Source organism: Janthinobacterium goodfellowi (assembly GCF_051380695.1).
Taxonomy (GTDB): Bacteria; Pseudomonadota; Gammaproteobacteria; order Burkholderiales; family Burkholderiaceae_D; genus Janthinobacterium.
Genome location: NZ_JBNYXN010000003.1, coordinates 762,941 through 778,941, shown reverse-complemented (window position 1 = coordinate 778,941; position 16,001 = coordinate 762,941). Strand labels below are relative to the sequence as shown.

General features: G+C 64.6%; 17 protein-coding genes and 1 tRNA gene. 15 read left to right on the top strand and 3 right to left on the bottom strand.

Annotation, left to right across the window (positions count from 1 at the left end; all coding sequences use genetic code 11):
• The first annotated feature begins 5 nt into the window (after positions 1-5).
• From bioA to ACQ4WQ_RS15920, 7 genes are all read left to right on the top strand, one after another.
• The gene (gene bioA / locus ACQ4WQ_RS15950; RefSeq protein ID WP_436498302.1) at positions 6-1,334 is read left to right on the top strand and encodes an adenosylmethionine--8-amino-7-oxononanoate transaminase; all 1,329 of its coding nucleotides are present in this window, start codon (positions 6-8) and stop codon (positions 1,332-1,334) included.
• Between the two features lies 1 nt (position 1,335).
• Complete coding sequence (bioF, locus tag ACQ4WQ_RS15945) at positions 1,336-2,532, top strand: 8-amino-7-oxononanoate synthase (protein WP_436498300.1); 1,197 nt, start codon at positions 1,336-1,338, stop codon at positions 2,530-2,532.
• Complete coding sequence (gene bioD / locus ACQ4WQ_RS15940) at positions 2,522-3,313, top strand: dethiobiotin synthase (RefSeq protein WP_436498298.1); 792 nt, start codon at positions 2,522-2,524, stop codon at positions 3,311-3,313. The genes bioF and bioD overlap by 11 nt, the downstream gene beginning before the upstream one ends.
• A 32-nt stretch (positions 3,314-3,345) precedes the next feature.
• The gene (gene bioB, locus ACQ4WQ_RS15935; RefSeq protein ID WP_326456612.1) at positions 3,346-4,392 is read left to right on the top strand and encodes a biotin synthase BioB; all 1,047 of its coding nucleotides are present in this window, start codon (positions 3,346-3,348) and stop codon (positions 4,390-4,392) included.
• 158 nt (positions 4,393-4,550) lie between these two features.
• A complete protein-coding gene (locus tag ACQ4WQ_RS15930) occupies positions 4,551-6,578 on the top strand; it encodes an acetyl/propionyl/methylcrotonyl-CoA carboxylase subunit alpha (RefSeq protein WP_326456611.1) in 2,028 nt (675 codons plus the stop codon).
• A gap of 11 nt (positions 6,579-6,589) precedes the next feature.
• Positions 6,590-7,522: a 2-hydroxyacid dehydrogenase gene (locus tag ACQ4WQ_RS15925; RefSeq protein WP_436498296.1), complete on the top strand. Its 933-nt coding sequence runs from the start codon at positions 6,590-6,592 to the stop codon at positions 7,520-7,522.
• A 1-nt stretch (position 7,523) separates the two neighbouring features.
• Positions 7,524-8,447 carry a hydroxymethylglutaryl-CoA lyase gene (locus ACQ4WQ_RS15920; RefSeq protein WP_436498294.1) on the top strand — a complete coding sequence of 308 codons (924 nt, stop codon included), beginning with the start codon at positions 7,524-7,526 and terminating at the stop codon, positions 8,445-8,447.
• Between the two features lie 164 nt (positions 8,448-8,611).
• Here ACQ4WQ_RS15920 and ACQ4WQ_RS15915 read toward each other — a convergent pair.
• Positions 8,612-8,688, bottom strand: a tRNA-Pro gene (locus ACQ4WQ_RS15915).
• A 205-nt stretch (positions 8,689-8,893) separates the two neighbouring features.
• On the opposite strand from ACQ4WQ_RS15915, the gene ACQ4WQ_RS15910 reads away from it, so the two are divergent.
• Positions 8,894-9,496 carry a hypothetical protein gene (locus ACQ4WQ_RS15910; RefSeq protein WP_436498292.1) on the top strand — a complete coding sequence of 201 codons (603 nt, stop codon included), beginning with the start codon at positions 8,894-8,896 and terminating at the stop codon, positions 9,494-9,496.
• Positions 9,497-9,535: 39 nt separating this feature from the next.
• Here ACQ4WQ_RS15910 and rsmI read toward each other — a convergent pair whose 3' ends face one another.
• On the bottom strand, positions 9,536-10,444 hold the full coding sequence (rsmI, locus tag ACQ4WQ_RS15905) for a 16S rRNA (cytidine(1402)-2'-O)-methyltransferase (protein WP_436498290.1): 909 nt from the start codon (positions 10,442-10,444) through the stop codon (positions 9,536-9,538).
• A gap of 165 nt (positions 10,445-10,609) precedes the next feature.
• Between rsmI and ACQ4WQ_RS15900 the strand changes: the two genes are divergently transcribed.
• From ACQ4WQ_RS15900 to ACQ4WQ_RS15870, 7 genes are all read left to right on the top strand, one after another.
• The gene (locus tag ACQ4WQ_RS15900) at positions 10,610-11,812 is read left to right on the top strand and encodes a penicillin-binding protein activator (RefSeq protein WP_436498288.1); all 1,203 of its coding nucleotides are present in this window, start codon (positions 10,610-10,612) and stop codon (positions 11,810-11,812) included.
• Between the two features lie 10 nt (positions 11,813-11,822).
• Entirely contained in the window at positions 11,823-12,176 is a 354-nt protein-coding gene (locus ACQ4WQ_RS15895) for a YraN family protein (protein ID WP_436498286.1), read from the top strand.
• 57 nt (positions 12,177-12,233) lie between these two features.
• Complete coding sequence (locus ACQ4WQ_RS15890; RefSeq protein ID WP_034752465.1) at positions 12,234-12,830, top strand: phosphoheptose isomerase; 597 nt, start codon at positions 12,234-12,236, stop codon at positions 12,828-12,830.
• Complete coding sequence (locus ACQ4WQ_RS15885) at positions 12,823-13,509, top strand: BON domain-containing protein (protein ID WP_077398288.1); 687 nt, start codon at positions 12,823-12,825, stop codon at positions 13,507-13,509. The genes ACQ4WQ_RS15890 and ACQ4WQ_RS15885 overlap by 8 nt, the downstream gene beginning before the upstream one ends.
• Before the next feature lie 95 nt (positions 13,510-13,604).
• Positions 13,605-14,126, top strand: a complete 522-nt coding sequence (locus tag ACQ4WQ_RS15880; protein ID WP_326456604.1) for a peroxiredoxin family protein — start codon at positions 13,605-13,607, stop codon at positions 14,124-14,126.
• 98 nt (positions 14,127-14,224) lie between these two features.
• Positions 14,225-14,815: a sigma-70 family RNA polymerase sigma factor gene (locus tag ACQ4WQ_RS15875; protein ID WP_070223198.1), complete on the top strand. Its 591-nt coding sequence runs from the start codon at positions 14,225-14,227 to the stop codon at positions 14,813-14,815.
• Positions 14,812-15,507 carry an anti-sigma factor gene (locus ACQ4WQ_RS15870; RefSeq protein WP_436498283.1) on the top strand — a complete coding sequence of 232 codons (696 nt, stop codon included), beginning with the start codon at positions 14,812-14,814 and terminating at the stop codon, positions 15,505-15,507. The genes ACQ4WQ_RS15875 and ACQ4WQ_RS15870 overlap by 4 nt, the downstream gene beginning before the upstream one ends.
• 46 nt (positions 15,508-15,553) lie before the next feature.
• Here the strand turns inward: ACQ4WQ_RS15870 and ACQ4WQ_RS15865 are convergent, their stop codons facing one another.
• On the bottom strand, positions 15,554-15,976 hold the full coding sequence (locus ACQ4WQ_RS15865; RefSeq protein WP_436498281.1) for a PaaI family thioesterase: 423 nt from the start codon (positions 15,974-15,976) through the stop codon (positions 15,554-15,556).
• Positions 15,977-16,001 lie beyond the last annotated feature (25 nt).

The window sequence follows — 16,001 nt, the reverse complement described above, 5'->3', positions numbered from 1 at the left end:
CAGTTTTGAAAGCAGAAAAACAATCGGGCTGGGTCGAACGCAGTCTGCGCAGCGTGTGGCATCCGTGCACGCAAATGCAGCACCACGAGACTGTACCGCTCATCCCCGTCAGCCATGGCCGCGGCGCCTGGCTGTATGACCATGAAGGACGACGCTACCTGGACGCCATCAGCTCCTGGTGGGTGAACCTGTTCGGCCATGCCAATCCGCGCATCAATGCGGAACTGAAGGACCAGCTTGACCGCCTGGAACACGCGATGCTGGCCGGTTTCACGCATGAACCGGTGATCGAGCTGTCGGAAAAGCTCTCCGCCTTGACGGGCGGCGTGCTTGGTCACAGCTTTTACGCGTCCGATGGCGCGTCGGCCGTGGAAATCGCCCTGAAAATGAGTTTTCACGCCTGGCGCAACAGCGGCAAGAGCGAAAAACAGGAATTCGTGTGCCTGAAGGGCAGCTACCACGGCGAAACCATCGGCGCGCTGGCCGTCACGGACGTCGCCCTGTTCAAGGATGCTTACGGTCCCCTGCTGCGTGCCTCGCAGACGGTGATGTCGCCCGACTTCCGCCAGGCAGCCGAAAACGAATCGGCGCAGGACGTGGCGCGCCGCGCGGCAGCCGACGTGGAACGGCTGTTCCAGGAAAAGTCCGACAGAATCGCCGCCATCATCATCGAGCCGCTGGTGCAGTGCGCCACCGGCATGGCCATGCACGACCCGCTGTACCTGTCGCTGGTGCGCGACCTGTGCGACCGCTATCAAGTCCATTTGATCCTCGACGAGATCGCCGTCGGCTGCGGCCGCACGGGCACCTTCTTCGCCTGCGAACAGGCCGGCATCTGGCCCGACTTCGTGTGTCTGTCCAAGGGTATCAGCGGCGGCTATTTGCCCCTGTCCCTGGTGATGACACGCGAAGATATTTATCAAGCCTTCTACAGCACCGACGTGCGCCGCGGCTTCCTGCATTCGCACTCGTACACGGGGAATCCGCTGGCTTGCCGCGCCGCGCTGGCGACGCTGTCCATCTTCGAGGAAGACGACGTGCTGGCGGCCAACCGCGTACGCGCCGCCAAGATCACGCAAGCGCTGGCGCCGCTGGCGCGGCATGAAAAAGTCAGACACTTCCGCCAGCAGGGCATGATCTGGGCCTTCGATGCGGTCGACGCGGCGCCCGACTTTTCGCGCCGCTTCTTCGGCACGGCGCTGGAACACGAACTGCTGATGCGCCCCATCGGCTCGACCGTCTACCTGATGCCGCCCTACATCCTCGACAACGCCGAAATCGCGGGCCTGGGCCAGCAGACGCTGGCCGTCTTCAACAAAGTGATCGGAGCCTGAGATGGAACTGCTCACACGCTTGAAGCAGCAGCTGCAGGGGCTGGAAGAGCGCAGCCTGATCCGCCGCCGCCGCACCGTCGACACGCCGTGCGCGCCGCGCCTGACGGTCGATGGCCGCGACATGCTGGCCTTCTGCAGCAATGACTACCTGGGCCTGGCGTCGCATCCGCGCATCGTCGATGCCCTGAAAGAGGGCGCCGACCTGTATGGCGCCGGCAGCGGCGCGTCGCACCTGATCAGTGGCCACAGCCGCGCCCACGCGCTGCTGGAAGAGCGCCTGGCCGCGTTTGTCGGCGCCAACCTGGAACAGGCGCGCGCGCTGTATTTCTGCACGGGCTACATGGCTAATCTGGCGGTGCTCACGGCCCTGGCGGCGGGCGATCCGGACGCGGAGATTTTCTCGGAAGCGCTGAACCACGCTTCGCTGATCGACGGCATGCGCCTGGCCCGCGTCAAGACGCGCGTGTATCCGCACGCCGACCTCGACGCCCTCGCGGCCCTGCTGGCGGCCAGCACGGCCAAAACGAAAATCGTCGTCACCGACAGCGTCTTCAGCATGGATGGCGACCTGGCGCCGCTGCCCGCGCTGCTGGCCCTGTGCGAGCAGTATGGCGCCTGGCTGGTGGTCGACGACGCGCACGGCTTCGGCGCGCTGGGCGAGAATGGCCGCGGCGCGCTGGAACACTTCGACCTGCATTCGCCGTATCTGGTCTACGTGGGCACCCTAGGCAAATCGGCCGGCGTGGGCGGTGCCTTCGTTTGCGCGCATGAAGCCGTGATCGAGACGCTGATCCAGAAGGCCCGCCCCTACATCTTCACCACGGCGGCCGCGCCCGCGCTCGCGCATGCGCTGCTGGCCAGCCTGGACATCATCGCCGGTGAAGAAGGCCGGCAGCGCCGCGCCCACCTGGCGGCGCTGGTGGCGCAATGGAACGAAGGCTTGCAGCTGCAGCACTGGCAAGCCTTGCCGTCCGTGACCGCCATCCAGCCCGTCATCATCGGCGAAAATGCGGACATGCTGGCCATCGCCGCCACCCTGTACGAACAGGGCCTGTGGGTCGGCGCCATCCGCCCGCCCACCGTGCCCGTCGGTACGGCGCGCCTGCGCGTGACCCTGTCGGCCGGCCATACGACGCAGGAAGTGGCGCAATTGATCAACGCAGTCAACACCCTGGAAAGGACTCGCCATGAGCCTTGATGACCCTATCGTGGCGGAAGTGCTGGCGGACCTGGCGCCGGCCGTGCAGCCGGCGCCGGCAGCCATCGGCCTGCCCTCGCGCTTTGCCTGTTTCGTCACCGGCACCGACACGGAAATCGGCAAGACCCTGACGTCGTCGGCCCTGCTGCACGCGCTGGTGGCGCGCGGCGTGCGCGCCTGCGGCATGAAGCCCGTGGCCGCCGGCGCCGAGATGCGCGACGGCGAACTGCATAATGAAGACGCCGACAGCCTGATCGCCGCCGGCAACGTCACCATGCTGCGCAGCCTGACCACGCCCTACATGCTGAAAGAACCGGCCGCGCCGCACATCGCCGCCGCGCTCGAAGGCGTGAGCATCGAATCGGTACCGATTCTGGCCGCCTACCTGGAAATCGCCGCCGCCTCGGACGCCGTCGTGGTCGAAGGCGTGGGCGGTTTCCGCGTGCCGCTGTCGCCAGGTTTCGACTCGGCCGACCTGGCGCAGCAGCTCGACCTGCCCGTGATCCTCGTGGTCGGCATGCGTTTGGGCTGCATCAACCAGGCCTTGCTGACGGTGGAAGCCATCGAAGCGCGCGGCCTGACGGTCATCGGCTGGGTCGCCAACACACTGGAAGTGGAAATGCGCTTCCTCGACGAAAATATCGATGCGCTGATCGAGCGCATCCCGGCGCCGCTGCTGGGCAGGGTGCCGCGCCTGGCGCAGCCCAGCGCGGAAGCGGCGGCCGCGTATCTCGATTTCACCGGCTTGCCCAACTGGCCGGCGCAGCATCCCAACACTTAAACGTATCCAAAAATAGAAGCGAAGGAATCACCATGTCTGTAGTCCAAGAAGCAGCAAAAACCGTCGAACTGCACCGCCCAACGGCGCGCATCACCGTGCCGGAAGCGGCCACCTGGCCCGTCGCCGACGTGCTGGCCCTGTTCGACCTGCCATTCAATGACCTGATGTTCCAGGCCCAGCAAACCCACCGCGTCAATTTCCCCGACGGCGACGTGGAACTGGCGACCCTGTTGTCGATCAAGACGGGCGGCTGCGAGGAAGACTGCGGCTACTGCCCGCAGGCGGCTCGCTACGACACGGGTGTGGAAGCGAAAAAAATCCTCGACATCGACACGGTGCTCGACGCGGCCCGCCAGGCGAAAGCCAACGGCGCCACGCGCTTCTGCATGGGTGCCGCCTGGCGCAGCCCGAAAGAGCGCGACATGGAAAAAGTCGAAGAGATGGTCAGCAAAGTGAAAGCACTGGGCCTGGAAACCTGCGCCACCCTGGGCATGCTGGAAGAGGGACAGGCGGACCGCCTGAAAAACGCTGGCCTGGACTTCTACAACCATAACCTGGACACGGCGCCCGAGTTCTACGACAACGTCATCTCCACGCGCGAATACCAGGACCGTCTGGACACCCTGGGCCGCGTGCGCGAAGCGGGCCTGAAAGTGTGCTGCGGCGGCATCGTCGGCATGGGCGAAACGCGCTTGCAGCGCGCGGGCCTGATCGCCCAGCTGGCGAACCTGAACCCGTATCCGGAATCGGTGCCCGTCAACCACCTGGTGCAGGTAGAAGGCACGCCTTTGTATGGCCTGGAAGCGCTGGACCCGTTCGAATTCGTGCGCACGATCGCCGTGGCCCGCATCACCATGCCGAAGGCGCGCGTGCGTTTGTCGGCCGGCCGCCGCCAGATGGGCGAAGCCGTGCAGGCGATGTGCTTCCTGGCCGGCGCCAACTCCATTTTCTATGGCGACAAGCTGCTCACCACCGACAACCCGGAAGCGGAAGACGACCGCACCCTGTTGAACAAACTGGGCTTGCAGACGCGCGGCGCCATGCTGGACTCGGTGCAGAAAGAGAAGTGCGGCTGCTGATGACAGCCTTGTCGGGTTACGCCGTGCCGGCTAACCCGACCTACGCTATCCGGCATCACCATCCGTAGGTCGGCTTAGCGCGCAGCGCGTAAGCCGACAAGCCAGCAGAACAGGTCCATTAAGAGACAGCTGCCCCTTTGAGAGAATAGAGAGAGACCATGTTCACTAAAATCCTGATCGCCAACCGCGGCGAAATCGCTTGCCGTGTCGCCGCTACCGCACGCCGCATGGGCATCCAGACCGTCGCCGTATATTCGGAAGCGGACGCCAACGCCAAGCACGTCGCCGTGTGCGACGAAGCGGTGCTGATCGGCCCCGCGCCGGCCAAGGAAAGCTATCTGTGCGGCGACAAGATCATCGCCGTGGCCCTGGCCACGGGTGCGCAGGCGATCCACCCCGGCTACGGCTTTTTGTCCGAGAACGCCGACTTTGCCGACGCCTGCCAGGCTGCAGGCCTGGTCTTCATCGGCCCGCCGGCATCCGCCATGCGCGCCATGGGCTCGAAGTCGGCCGCCAAGTCGCTGATGGAAAAAGCCAACGTGCCGCTGGTGCCCGGCTACCACGGCGAGGAACAGGATGCGGACTTCCTGCACGGCCAGGCAGACAAGATCGGCTATCCCGTGCTGCTGAAGGCATCCGCCGGCGGCGGCGGCAAGGGCATGCGCGTTATTGAAAACAGCGCCGACTTCAAGGCGGCGCTGGCTTCGTGCAAGCGCGAAGCGATCAGCTCTTTCGGCGACGACAAGGTGCTGGCCGAAAAATACCTGTCACGTCCGCGGCATATCGAAATCCAGGTGTTTGCCGACACGCTCGGTAACTGCATCTACCTGTTCGAGCGCGATTGCTCGGTGCAGCGCCGTCACCAGAAAGTGCTGGAAGAAGCGCCGGCGCCGGGCATGCCGGCCGAGCGCCGCGCGGCCATGGGCGAGGCGGCCGTCGCCGCCGCCAAGGCCGTCGGTTATGTCGGTGCGGGCACGGTGGAATTCATCGCCAACCAGGACGGCTCGTTCTACTTCATGGAGATGAACACGCGCCTGCAGGTGGAACATCCGGTGACGGAAATGATCACCGGCACCGACCTGGTGGAATGGCAGTTGCGCGTCGCCTTTGGCGAGCCGCTGCCGAAAAAACAAAGCGAATTGACGATCCACGGCCACGCCATCGAGGCGCGCATCTACGCGGAAAACCCGGAAAAGGGCTTCCTGCCGTCGATCGGCACCCTGCGCCACATGCAGTCGCCTTCGGCCGTCACGTTCGAACTGGGCGGCACGGTGGTTCCCGCGTCCGTGCGCATCGATTCGGGCGTGCGCGAAGGCGACGCCATCTCGCCGTTCTACGACCCGATGATCGCCAAGCTGATCGTCTGGGGCGCGGATCGCCGCGAAGCGCTGGCGCGCATGGCGCAGGCGCTGGCCGACTACCAGATCGTGGGCTTGGCCAGCAATATCGCCTTTTTAAAACGCCTGGTCGAAGGCCAGGCATTCAGCTCGGCCGATCTCGATACGGGCCTAATCGAGCGCAATCAAGCGTCGCTGTTCCCCGCCCTGCAGGCGGCGCCCGACACGGCCCTGGCGCTGGCGTCCGTCGCCCTGCTGCTGGAAGAGAAAACGGCCGCCGAAGCGCAGTCGGCCAACCGCGCCGACCCGTGGGGCAATGCCCTGGGCTGGCGCTTGAACAGCACACTGGGGCGCAGCCTGTCGTTCGCCGATGAATTCGCGCTGGCCAGCGACAGCAAGGCCTATGCCGCGCGCATCGCCTACAAAACCGATGGCTGGCTGTTCAACGGCCAGCCTCTCACCTTGACGGCGCGCACAGGCAACGAACTGCACATCAAGCTCGGCGAGCGTGCCGTGCACGGCACGGTGCTGCGCGACGGCGAGCAGTTCCATGTATTCACCAGCGGCTTGCACTACACGCTGCACTACAGCGACCCGATGGCCCATGCGGGCGAAGTGGAAGCGGAGGGCGGGCGCCTGACGGCGCCGATGCCGGGCAAGGTCGTCGCCGTGCTGGTCAACAAAGGCCAGGATGTCAAGAAGGGCGAACCGCTGGTCATCATGGAAGCGATGAAGATGGAGCACACGATCGCCGCGCCGCACGACGGCCTGGTGGAAGACGTGCTGTATGCGGTCGGCGACCAGGTGGCCGATGGCGCGCCGCTGCTGGCCTTCAAGGCTGCCGCATAGAGGCTGCCACGATGCGCATCCTTTTACAACGTTCGGATGGCAAGGAAGCGGCGTGGATCGCCGATTTTAAAGACTTGCTGCCCGAAGCTGAAATCCACTTCTGGCGCGAAGGCGAGGCGGTCGCGCCCTGCGACTACGCCGTCGTGTGGCAGCCGCCGGCCGCCATGCTGCCCGAGCTGGCCAACGTCAAAGCCATCTTCAATACGGGCGCCGGCGTCGACGCGCTGTTGAAATTCGGCGAGGCGCTGCCCGCGCACGTGCCGCTGGTGCGCCTCGATGACGCGGGCATGGGCGTGCAGATGGCCGAATATGTGAGCCACGCCGTGCTGCGCCACTTCCGCCGTTTCGACGACTACGAGGCGCAGGGCCGCGCCGGCATCTGGCAGCCGCTGCCCGCGTACGACAAGATGGATTTCCCCGTCGGCGTGCTGGGCATGGGCGTGCTGGGCACCCGCGTGTTGCAGACACTGGCGCAGTTCGAATTCCCCCTGCGGGGCTGGAGCCGCAGCCGGAAGCACATCGATGGCGTCGAATGCTTCGCGGGCGAGGAAGGGCTGGAAGCCTTCTTGCGCGGCACGCGCGTGCTCGTGTGCATGCTGCCGCTCACGCCGGACACGCACAACCTGCTCGACCGCGCCCGCCTGTCGATGCTGCTGCCGGGCGCCTACATCATCAACGTGGCGCGCGGCGCGCATCTGGCCGAACCGGATCTGCTGACCCTGATCCGCTCCGGGCATATCGCCGGGGCGACCCTGGACGTGTTCCGCAACGAGCCGCTGCCGCAGCAGCACCCGTTCTGGCAAGAACCGCGCATCACCATCACGCCGCATATTTCGGCCGCCACCCTGCGTCGCGAAAGCGTGGCGCAGATCGCCGCCAAGATGCGCCGCCTGCACGCCGGAGACTCCGTCGCCGGCATCGTCAACCGTTTGCAAGGATATTGAGATGAACCCTACTACCAGTTTGCCCAAGCAGGTCAAGATCGTCGAAGTGGGTCCGCGCGACGGCCTGCAAAACGAGAAGGACACCATCAGCGCCGCCGTCAAGATCGAGCTGGTCGACCGATTGACCCTGGCCGGCTTCGCCAATATCGAGGCGGCGTCCTTCGTCTCGCCGAAATGGGTGCCGCAGATGGCCACCAGCGCGGAAGTGATGGAAAAGATCGCGCGCCGCGCAGGCACCATTTATTCGGCGCTGACGCCGAACATGCAGGGCTTTGAGGCGGCGCTGGCGGCGAAGGCCGATGAAGTGGTGATCTTCGGTTCCGCCTCCGAGGCGTTCTCGCAAAAGAACATCAATTGCTCGATCGCCGAATCGATCGCCCGCTTCGAAGGCGTGGCCAAGGCGGCCAAGGAACACGGTTTGCGCCTGCGCGGCAGCATCAGCTGCGCCTTCGGCTGCCCCTACCAGGGGGACGTGCCGCTCGACGCCGTGGCCGACGTCGTGGGCCGCATGCGCGACCTCGGTTGCGACGAGATCGACATCGCCGACACCATCGGCGTGGCCACGCCGAGAAAGACGCAGGCGGTGATGGAACGCGCCATCGCGGCTTTCCACGTGGGCGGCCTGTCCGGCCACTTCCACGACACCTACGGCCAGGCGCTGGCGAACATCTACGCCAGCCTGGAAACAGGCATTGCTATTTATCACTCGTCCGTCTCCGGCCTGGGCGGCTGCCCCTACGCCAAGGGCGCCACCGGCAACGTGGCCACCGAGGACGTGCTGTACATGATGCAGGGACTGGGGATAGACACCGGCATCGACCTGGACCTGGTGGTCGATGCGGGGCAGTTCATTGCGCAGCAGCTGGGACGCAAGGGTTCGAGCCGCGCCGGCAATGCCATTGCGGCAAAGCGCGTCGCGGCGTAGGTCGGGTTAGCGCGTAGCGCGTAACCCGACAACAATGTTGGCCATGATCCTGGTGTTGTCGGATTACGCGCTTGCGCGTTAATCCGACCTACGTCGACCTACCCGAACCGTACAGACGAAAAAAAACCCAAAAGCCGAAACTCTTGGGTTTTTTTCTACAAATTTGGTCGGAGTACAAGGATTCGAACCTTGGACCCCCTGGTCCCAAACCAGGTGCGCTACCGGGCTGCGCCACACTCCGAAGACCAAGATAATACAGGCCGTATCGACTTCGGTCAAGGGTCAGGTGAAACTCTGTGTAAATTATTTACGCGCGGCACTGGGACCCATGTATTTTTCAAAACGATACAAGTATGCGACACTAAGTTTGCAAGTTTTCCCGATCAGACATGAAGGCGACGACGGCAATGGATTTCAGGATAGAAAGAAGCGACGGCGGCCGGCCCATGCCGACAAACCGCGGCATCGTGCTGGGCATCGCCGTGTCCTTGCTGCTGCATGGCGCCTTGATCTATCTGTGGCGCCACGTCCAGCCGCCTGTGCCGCCGGACACGGCCCCGCGCGTGGAATCGATCGCCGTGTGGATACGTCCGCTCGCCGCCAAGCCCCCGCCGCCGCCCGTCGAGGTGGTCAAGGCGAAGCGCGAACCCAAGCCCATCAGCAAGCCGAAGCCCGCCGCTGCCCGGGAAAAACCGGCGGCAGCCACGGCGCAAGAATCCAGCCCGCAAGCCATCACGGTCGTTACGGCCTCACCGGCCACCCCGGCGGCCAGTCCCGATACCTTCAGGCAAGAAACACCGGAGACGCCAAAATTCGACATGGAAGCGGCCAAACGCACGGCGCGCAAGATGGCGGGCGAGCGCGACCCGTCCAAGGTGGGCACGGCCGTGGGGCAAATCCCCGACAAGCCCCTGCAAACGGAAACCCAGCTGGCGCGCGACATCGCCCAAGGCAAGCGCGGCGATTGCCGCACCGCCTATGCGGGCGCAGGCTTGCTGGCGCCCGTGTTGATGTTGCTCGACAAGAAGGATAGCGGCTGCAAGTGGTAATGATTTAATAACACATCCGCTTGGGTATGCCCGATAAATTTATGCCTGCCCCTTCAACTGCAGCGCCCGCTCATACAGGGCGTTTTTCTTGCGCCCCGTGATTTGCGCCGTCAGATTCGCCGCCTGCTTGACGCTGCATTCGGCCAATAGAATGTTCAGGATGCGTTCCGCTTCCACATCTTCCGCATCCTGCGCTTCGGTGGCGCCTTCGAGCAGGACGACGAACTCTCCCTTTTCGCGGTGCGCGTCGGCACGGATCCAGCTTTCCGCTTCCGACAGGGGGCAGCGGTGGATTTCCTCGAACAGTTTCGTCAGTTCGCGCGCGAACACCACCTGGCGCGTCGGCTCGAAGGCTTCGGCCAGGGCCGTGGCGCAATCGAGGATGCGGTGCGGCGCTTCATAAAACACCATCGTGGCGGTCACGCCGCGCAGGCTGTGCAGCATGTTTTCGCGCTGCTTGGCCTTGGCCGGCAGGAAGCCGACAAAGTAGAACTGGTCATTCAACAGGCCGCTGGCGGAAATGGCCGTGATCGCCGCCGACGGGCCGGGCAGGGGCAGCACGCGCAGTCCCGCCGCGCGCACGGCGTCGACGATGCGCGCACCGGGGTCGGACACGGCGGGCGTGCCCGCATCGGAAACGAGGGCGATGCGCTCGCCCGCGTGCAGGCGGGCGATCAGGGTCTGTGCCACTTCGCGTTCGTTATGTTGATGCGCCGCAATTAACGGCTTGTTCAAGCCAAAGCGCGTCAGCAGGTGCGCCGTGTTGCGCGTATCTTCACAGGCGACGGCGTCGGCAAGGCTCAGCAAGTGCAACGCGCGCAGGCTGATATCGGTCACATTACCGATGGGCGTGGCCACTATATACAATGTTGCGATAGGATAGACCTGGTGCGCCGCCTCTGTCATGATGGGCAGGCTGGCGATGGAACTGATTTCTTGTACGGTCATTTTGGAGGTTAAATGCTTGCTAATAGTGTGAAGTTACTGCTTGTTTGTGCCGCGACCGGCATGCTGAGCGCTTGCAGCACGCCTTGCGACGCGCCCGGGCAATTGTGCGCGCCTATTGAATCTAACACAAGGGCGCTGCCGCCACCGAAGCCGCTGCCGCCGCCCATGCCGCCCAAGCCACCCGCGCCCGAACCGGTGACGTTTGCCGTGGCCGTGCCCGATATTACCGCCTACGACGGCAATGGCGCGCCGCTGGCGCCCATCAACACCAAGCCGGCCACGGGCACGCCGCAGGACATGCCGGCCGCCACGGCGCCGGCACCGTCCGACGGCCAGGTCCACCATATCGGCCTGCTGCTGCCGCTGCGCTCCCCGTCCCTGGGCCCGGCCGCCGAACTACTGCGCGCCGGCTTCATGGCCGCGTATGAGCGCGACCGCAGCGGCTTCGAAGTGACGGTGATCGACACGGGCGACGGCAGCACCGACGTGCTGAACAAATTTGCGCAGGCACAGGAAGAACAGGATATCGTCGTCGGGCCGTTGTCGCGCTCGGCCGTCACGGCCGTGGCGAACAGCGATCTGGTGCGTAAACCAACGATCGCCCTGAACCACCCGGACAACCGCGGCGAGGCGCGCCTGCCGGCCAAGCTGCTGGTGATGGGCCTGTCGATCGAGGCGGAAGCGCGCCAGGTCGCCGCCTGGGCCGCCAGCGAACAGCCTGGCGCCAGCGCGCTGATCCTGTCGGCCGGTTCCCCCTCGCAGCGCCGCATCAGCGCCGCCTTCAAGCAGGAATGGCTGCGCCAGGGCGGCAAAGTCGATGTGATGGACTTGACGGCCACGAATGGCTACCTCAGTGATGCGGAACTGGTGCAGCTGCGCGCGCGCCTGGCCGCCACGCCGCCGGGCCTGCTGTTTGCCGCGCTCGACGCCGACCAGGCGCGCCAGCTGCGCGTGGCCATCGGCAGCGATCTGCCCCTGTATGGCACCTCGTCACTGAACCCCGGCGCCGGGCGCGGCGCCAGCGGCCCCGAGCTCGACGGCGCACGCCTGCTGGACCTGCCTTGGCAAGTGCAGCGCGACCATCCGCAAGTGATGGTGTATCCGCAGCCGGAGCAGCCAGCCGAACGCCGCCTGACGGCCGACATGGAACGCCTGTACGCGCTGGGCATCGACGCCTTCCGCGTGGCGCGCGAAGTGGCGCTGCGGCCGAACACGCCATTCACGCTCGACGGCGTGACGGGCCGCCTGGCCGTGCGCTTTGAGAATGATCAAAGCGTGTTCGAACGCACGGAACAAGCCGCCACCTACCAGCAGGGCGTGCTGGGCACCTGGCCGCCGGCTCCACCGGCCGCGCCGCCTGGACAATAAGGACACCGCCATGCCGCCCTTCTGGAACAAACGGGAACGGGGACGGCAGGGGGAAGACGATGCGCTCGCGTATCTGCTGCTGCAAGGCCTGGTGCTGCTGCAACGCAATTATCTGTGCAAGGGCGGCGAGCTGGACCTGATCATGCGCGACGGGCCGTCCATCGTCTTCGTCGAAGTGCGGCTGCGCAGCAGTGCGGCCTTCGGCGGGGCCCTGGCCAGCATCACGCCAGCCAAGCAGCGGCGCATGGTGGTGGCCGCGCAAACCTGGCTGCTGGGGCAAAAAACCGTGCCGCCGTGCCGCTTCGACGCGCTGGCCATCGACGGCGGACGCATCAGCTGGCTGAAGAACATCCTCGATATGTAAGCATTTTTAACAGTGCTTGTCCGCCATGCCGCGCGCCTGCACTATAATCGGCAGACTATGAATAATCAACGCATCCTCTCGCACTTCCACGAAAGTGCCGAACTCAAGATCCAGGCCGCTACCGTACTGGCGCAACCCATTGCGCAGGCGATCGACCTGATGTTTTATGCATTGTCCAACGGCAACAAAATCCTGGCGTGCGGCAACGGCGGTTCCGCCGCCGACTGCCAGCATTTCGCGGCCGAGCTGGTGGGACGCTTCGAACGCGAGCGCTTTCCGCTGCCGGCCCTGGCGCTGACGACGGATACCTCGATCCTGACGGCCGTGGCCAACGACTACAGCTACCGCGAGATCTTCTCGAAGCAGGTGCAGGCCTTCGGCCAGGCCGGCGACATCCTGCTGGCCATCTCCACGTCGGGCAATTCGGCCAACGTGATGGCTGCCGTGGAAGCGGCGCTCGAGCGCGAAATGCGCGTCGTGGCGCTGACGGGCAAGGACGGCGGCGCCATCGGCAAGATGCTGACGGACGCCGACGTGCATATCTGCGTGCCGGCCGAGCGCACCGCGCGCATCCAGGAAGTCCATCTGACCACCATACATTGCATCTGCGACGGCATCGACGTCGCGCTATTCGGAGGAGACGTGAATGACTAAATTCGGTACTGGCCCAGGCTGGAAACGCGTACAACGCCCGCTGGCCACCGCACTGCTGTGCGGCGCCATGCTCACTTCGCTCACCGGCTGCATCGAATTGATGGTCGGCGGCGCGGTGATGGGCGGCGTTGCCGCGGCGGACCGCCGCACCCTGGGCGCCCAGACCGAAGACAAGTCGATCGCCCTGAAAGGCGAATCGCGCATCCCCTCCATCGTCGGCGACGTGGGCCACGTGAATGTCACCAGCTTCAACCGCCGCGTCCTGCTGACGGGCGAAGTGCGCGACGAGGCGATGAAAAATGCCGTCGAGCGCGAAGTGCGCAACATCGAAGGCGTGGAATCGGTGGCCAATGAATTGATCATCGCCGGCCCGGCCAGCTATACCTCGCGCTCGAACGACGCGCTGATCACCACCAAGGTCAAGGCCAGCCTGGTCGACATGAAAACCATCTCGGCCGCCTCGTTCAAGGTCGTCACGGAAAACGCCACCGTCTTCCTGATGGGACGCGTGACCCAGCGCGAAGGCACGGTCGCGGCCGATGTGGCGCGCGGCGTGGGCGGCGTGCAGAAAGTGGTCAAGCTGTTCGACTACATCTCGGAAGCGGAACTGAAGCAATTGCAGCCCGATCCGCCGCAGCAGCGCACGACCAGCACGGTCAGCGATACGGTACAGCAGTAAGCGTACTCCCCCATCCGGCCTACGGCGCCAGACTGACGATGCGTCTATAATGGACGCATCGTCGCGCTACCCAAGTAACTTATTTCAACTTCGCCATGTCAACTTCGCCATCCGCAAGCAAGTCCTGGATCAAGCCAGCCCTGATCGCCGTCTTCGTGGCGGGCGTGGCGGCAGCCGGCTATCTGTCGCTGAACGACAAGCAAAGCGCGCCGGACGTGACCTTCCACGGCATCCATGGCGAGAAAATCACGTCAAACAGCCTGCGCGGCAAGGTGGTGATGGTCAATTTCTGGGCCACCTCGTGCACCACTTGCGTGGCGGAAATGCCGGAAATGGTCGACACCTACAACAAGTACAAGGGGCAGGGCCTGGAATTCGTGGCCGTGGCCATGAAATACGATCCGGCCAACTACGTGCTGAACTTCGCCGAAACGCGCCAGCTGCCGTTCAAGGTGGCGCTCGACGTGACGGGCGAGGCGGCCAAGGCCTATGGCGACGTGGCCCTCACGCCCACCACCTTCGTGCTCGACAAGCAGGGCAAGATCCTCAAGCGCTATGTGGGCAAGCCGGAATTTGCCGAACTGCACAAGTTGCTCGAAACGGCGATAGCCGGCTGATCCAGTCCCCCGGCACCATACAAAACCTTGTTGCTAAAGCTTGCCAACTTGTTATAACCTTCACAAGCGTGATCCCACTCACCTTGTGAAAGCCAGCCGTGTCCCCAGCCGCTCAATCGCTCGACCCGCAGCAACTGAAAGCCTGGCTGCTTGCCACCGGGAACAAGGACGCCACCGCGTTCCGCCAGCTATATAACTCCACATCATCGAAACTGTTTGGCTTCGCGCTGCGTATATTGCATAAGCAAGAGCTCGCTGAAGAAGCCTTGCAAGAAGGTTTTGTCGCCATCTGGAACAACGCCGCCGCTTACCAGAGCCATCTGGCCGCGCCGATGACCTGGATGGCCACCATCGTGCGCAACAAGGCGTTCGATGTGCTGCGGCGCAGCGACGATACCGTGGAAATCGATGCCGAACAGTTTGATAGCGAAGTCATGAATGCACTCCGAGACCCCCAGGCCACGCCGATCGAATCACTGCAGATGAGCGGTGACGCCAAGGCGCTGGCGTTTTGCATGTCCGCCCTGGAAGGGCTGCACCGGCAGGTGGTCGCCCTGGCGTTTTATCACGACCTGTCGCACAGCGAAGTGGCGCAGCAGATGTCGCTGCCGATCGGCACCGTGAAGACGTGGATACGCCGCAGCCTGGAACGGCTGCGCACGTGCCTGGCGAAACGGGAGGCATCATGAATATCCGCGGCAATGACACCCTGCGCCAGAAACTGGCGTCCGAATACGTGCTGGGCACCCTGAAAGGGGGCGCGCGGCGGCGTTTCGAAGGCTGGCTGCACAACGACGCCGATTTGCGCAATATCACGGCCGAATGGCGCCAGCGCCTGGAACCGATGGCGGAATTCGCCACGCCCGTGGCGCCGCCCAAGCGCGTGTGGCAGCAGATCGAGCAGCGCCTGCACCTGAAGCCGCAGGGCGGCTGGTCCTTGTTCCTCGATTCGCTGTCGTTCTGGCGTGGCCTGGGCATGGCGTCGAGCGCCATCGCCGCGCTGCTGGTGATCGTCGTGGCCACGCGCGTGATGGACGCGCCGCAGATCAGCTATGTCGCCAGCCTGACGGACGAGAAGGCGCAAACAGCATTGCTGCTGACGGCCGACAGCCGCCACGGCGCGCTCGAGGTGCGCATGGTGGGCAACGCGCGCGTGCCGGCCGACCGCGACCTGGAACTGTGGGCCGTGCCGAAGAGCGGCAACCCGCGCTCCCTGGGTTTACTCGCCGACAAGGGCAACGTGAAACTGGCCCTGTCCCAGCGCGCCATCGGCAACGACGTGGCCTTGCTGGCCGTCACCTTGGAGCCAAAGGGCGGTTCGCCGAATCCGGACGGACCGACGGGACCAATCTTGTATAAAGGTAACTGGGTCAGGCTATAAGGAAATGTCGGGTTACGCAGCGCCGCTGCTAACCCGACCTACCGGCTTATTTCGGATACAGAATCATCTGCGTGCAGCGGAACAGGGCAATCGTCTTGCCCGTTTCCTTGCTTTTCACCACAGCATCCCACACTTGCGTGTTGCGGCCCTTGTGCTCGACCTTGGCCGTGCAGGTGAGCGTGCCTTCGCGGGCCGTGCCCAGGTGGTTCGATTTCAGCTCGATGGTGGTGAAGTTCGTCGCGCCCTCGGGCAGGTTGACGATGCAGCCATAGCCGGACGCCGTGTCGGCCAGGGTCACCACGCTGCCCGCGTGCAGATAGCCATTCGGCGCCAGCAGGTGGGGCAGCACGGGCAATTCCGCCGTCAGCTGGCCGTCGCCCACGGCCGTGATGACGATGCCCAGGTGGCCGGGCAGGCGGCCCGTGCCGCGTTCATTCAACATTGCTACGGTGATCTCGGGATTGCTCATGCTGGTCCTTGTGCGGGTGGGTCCG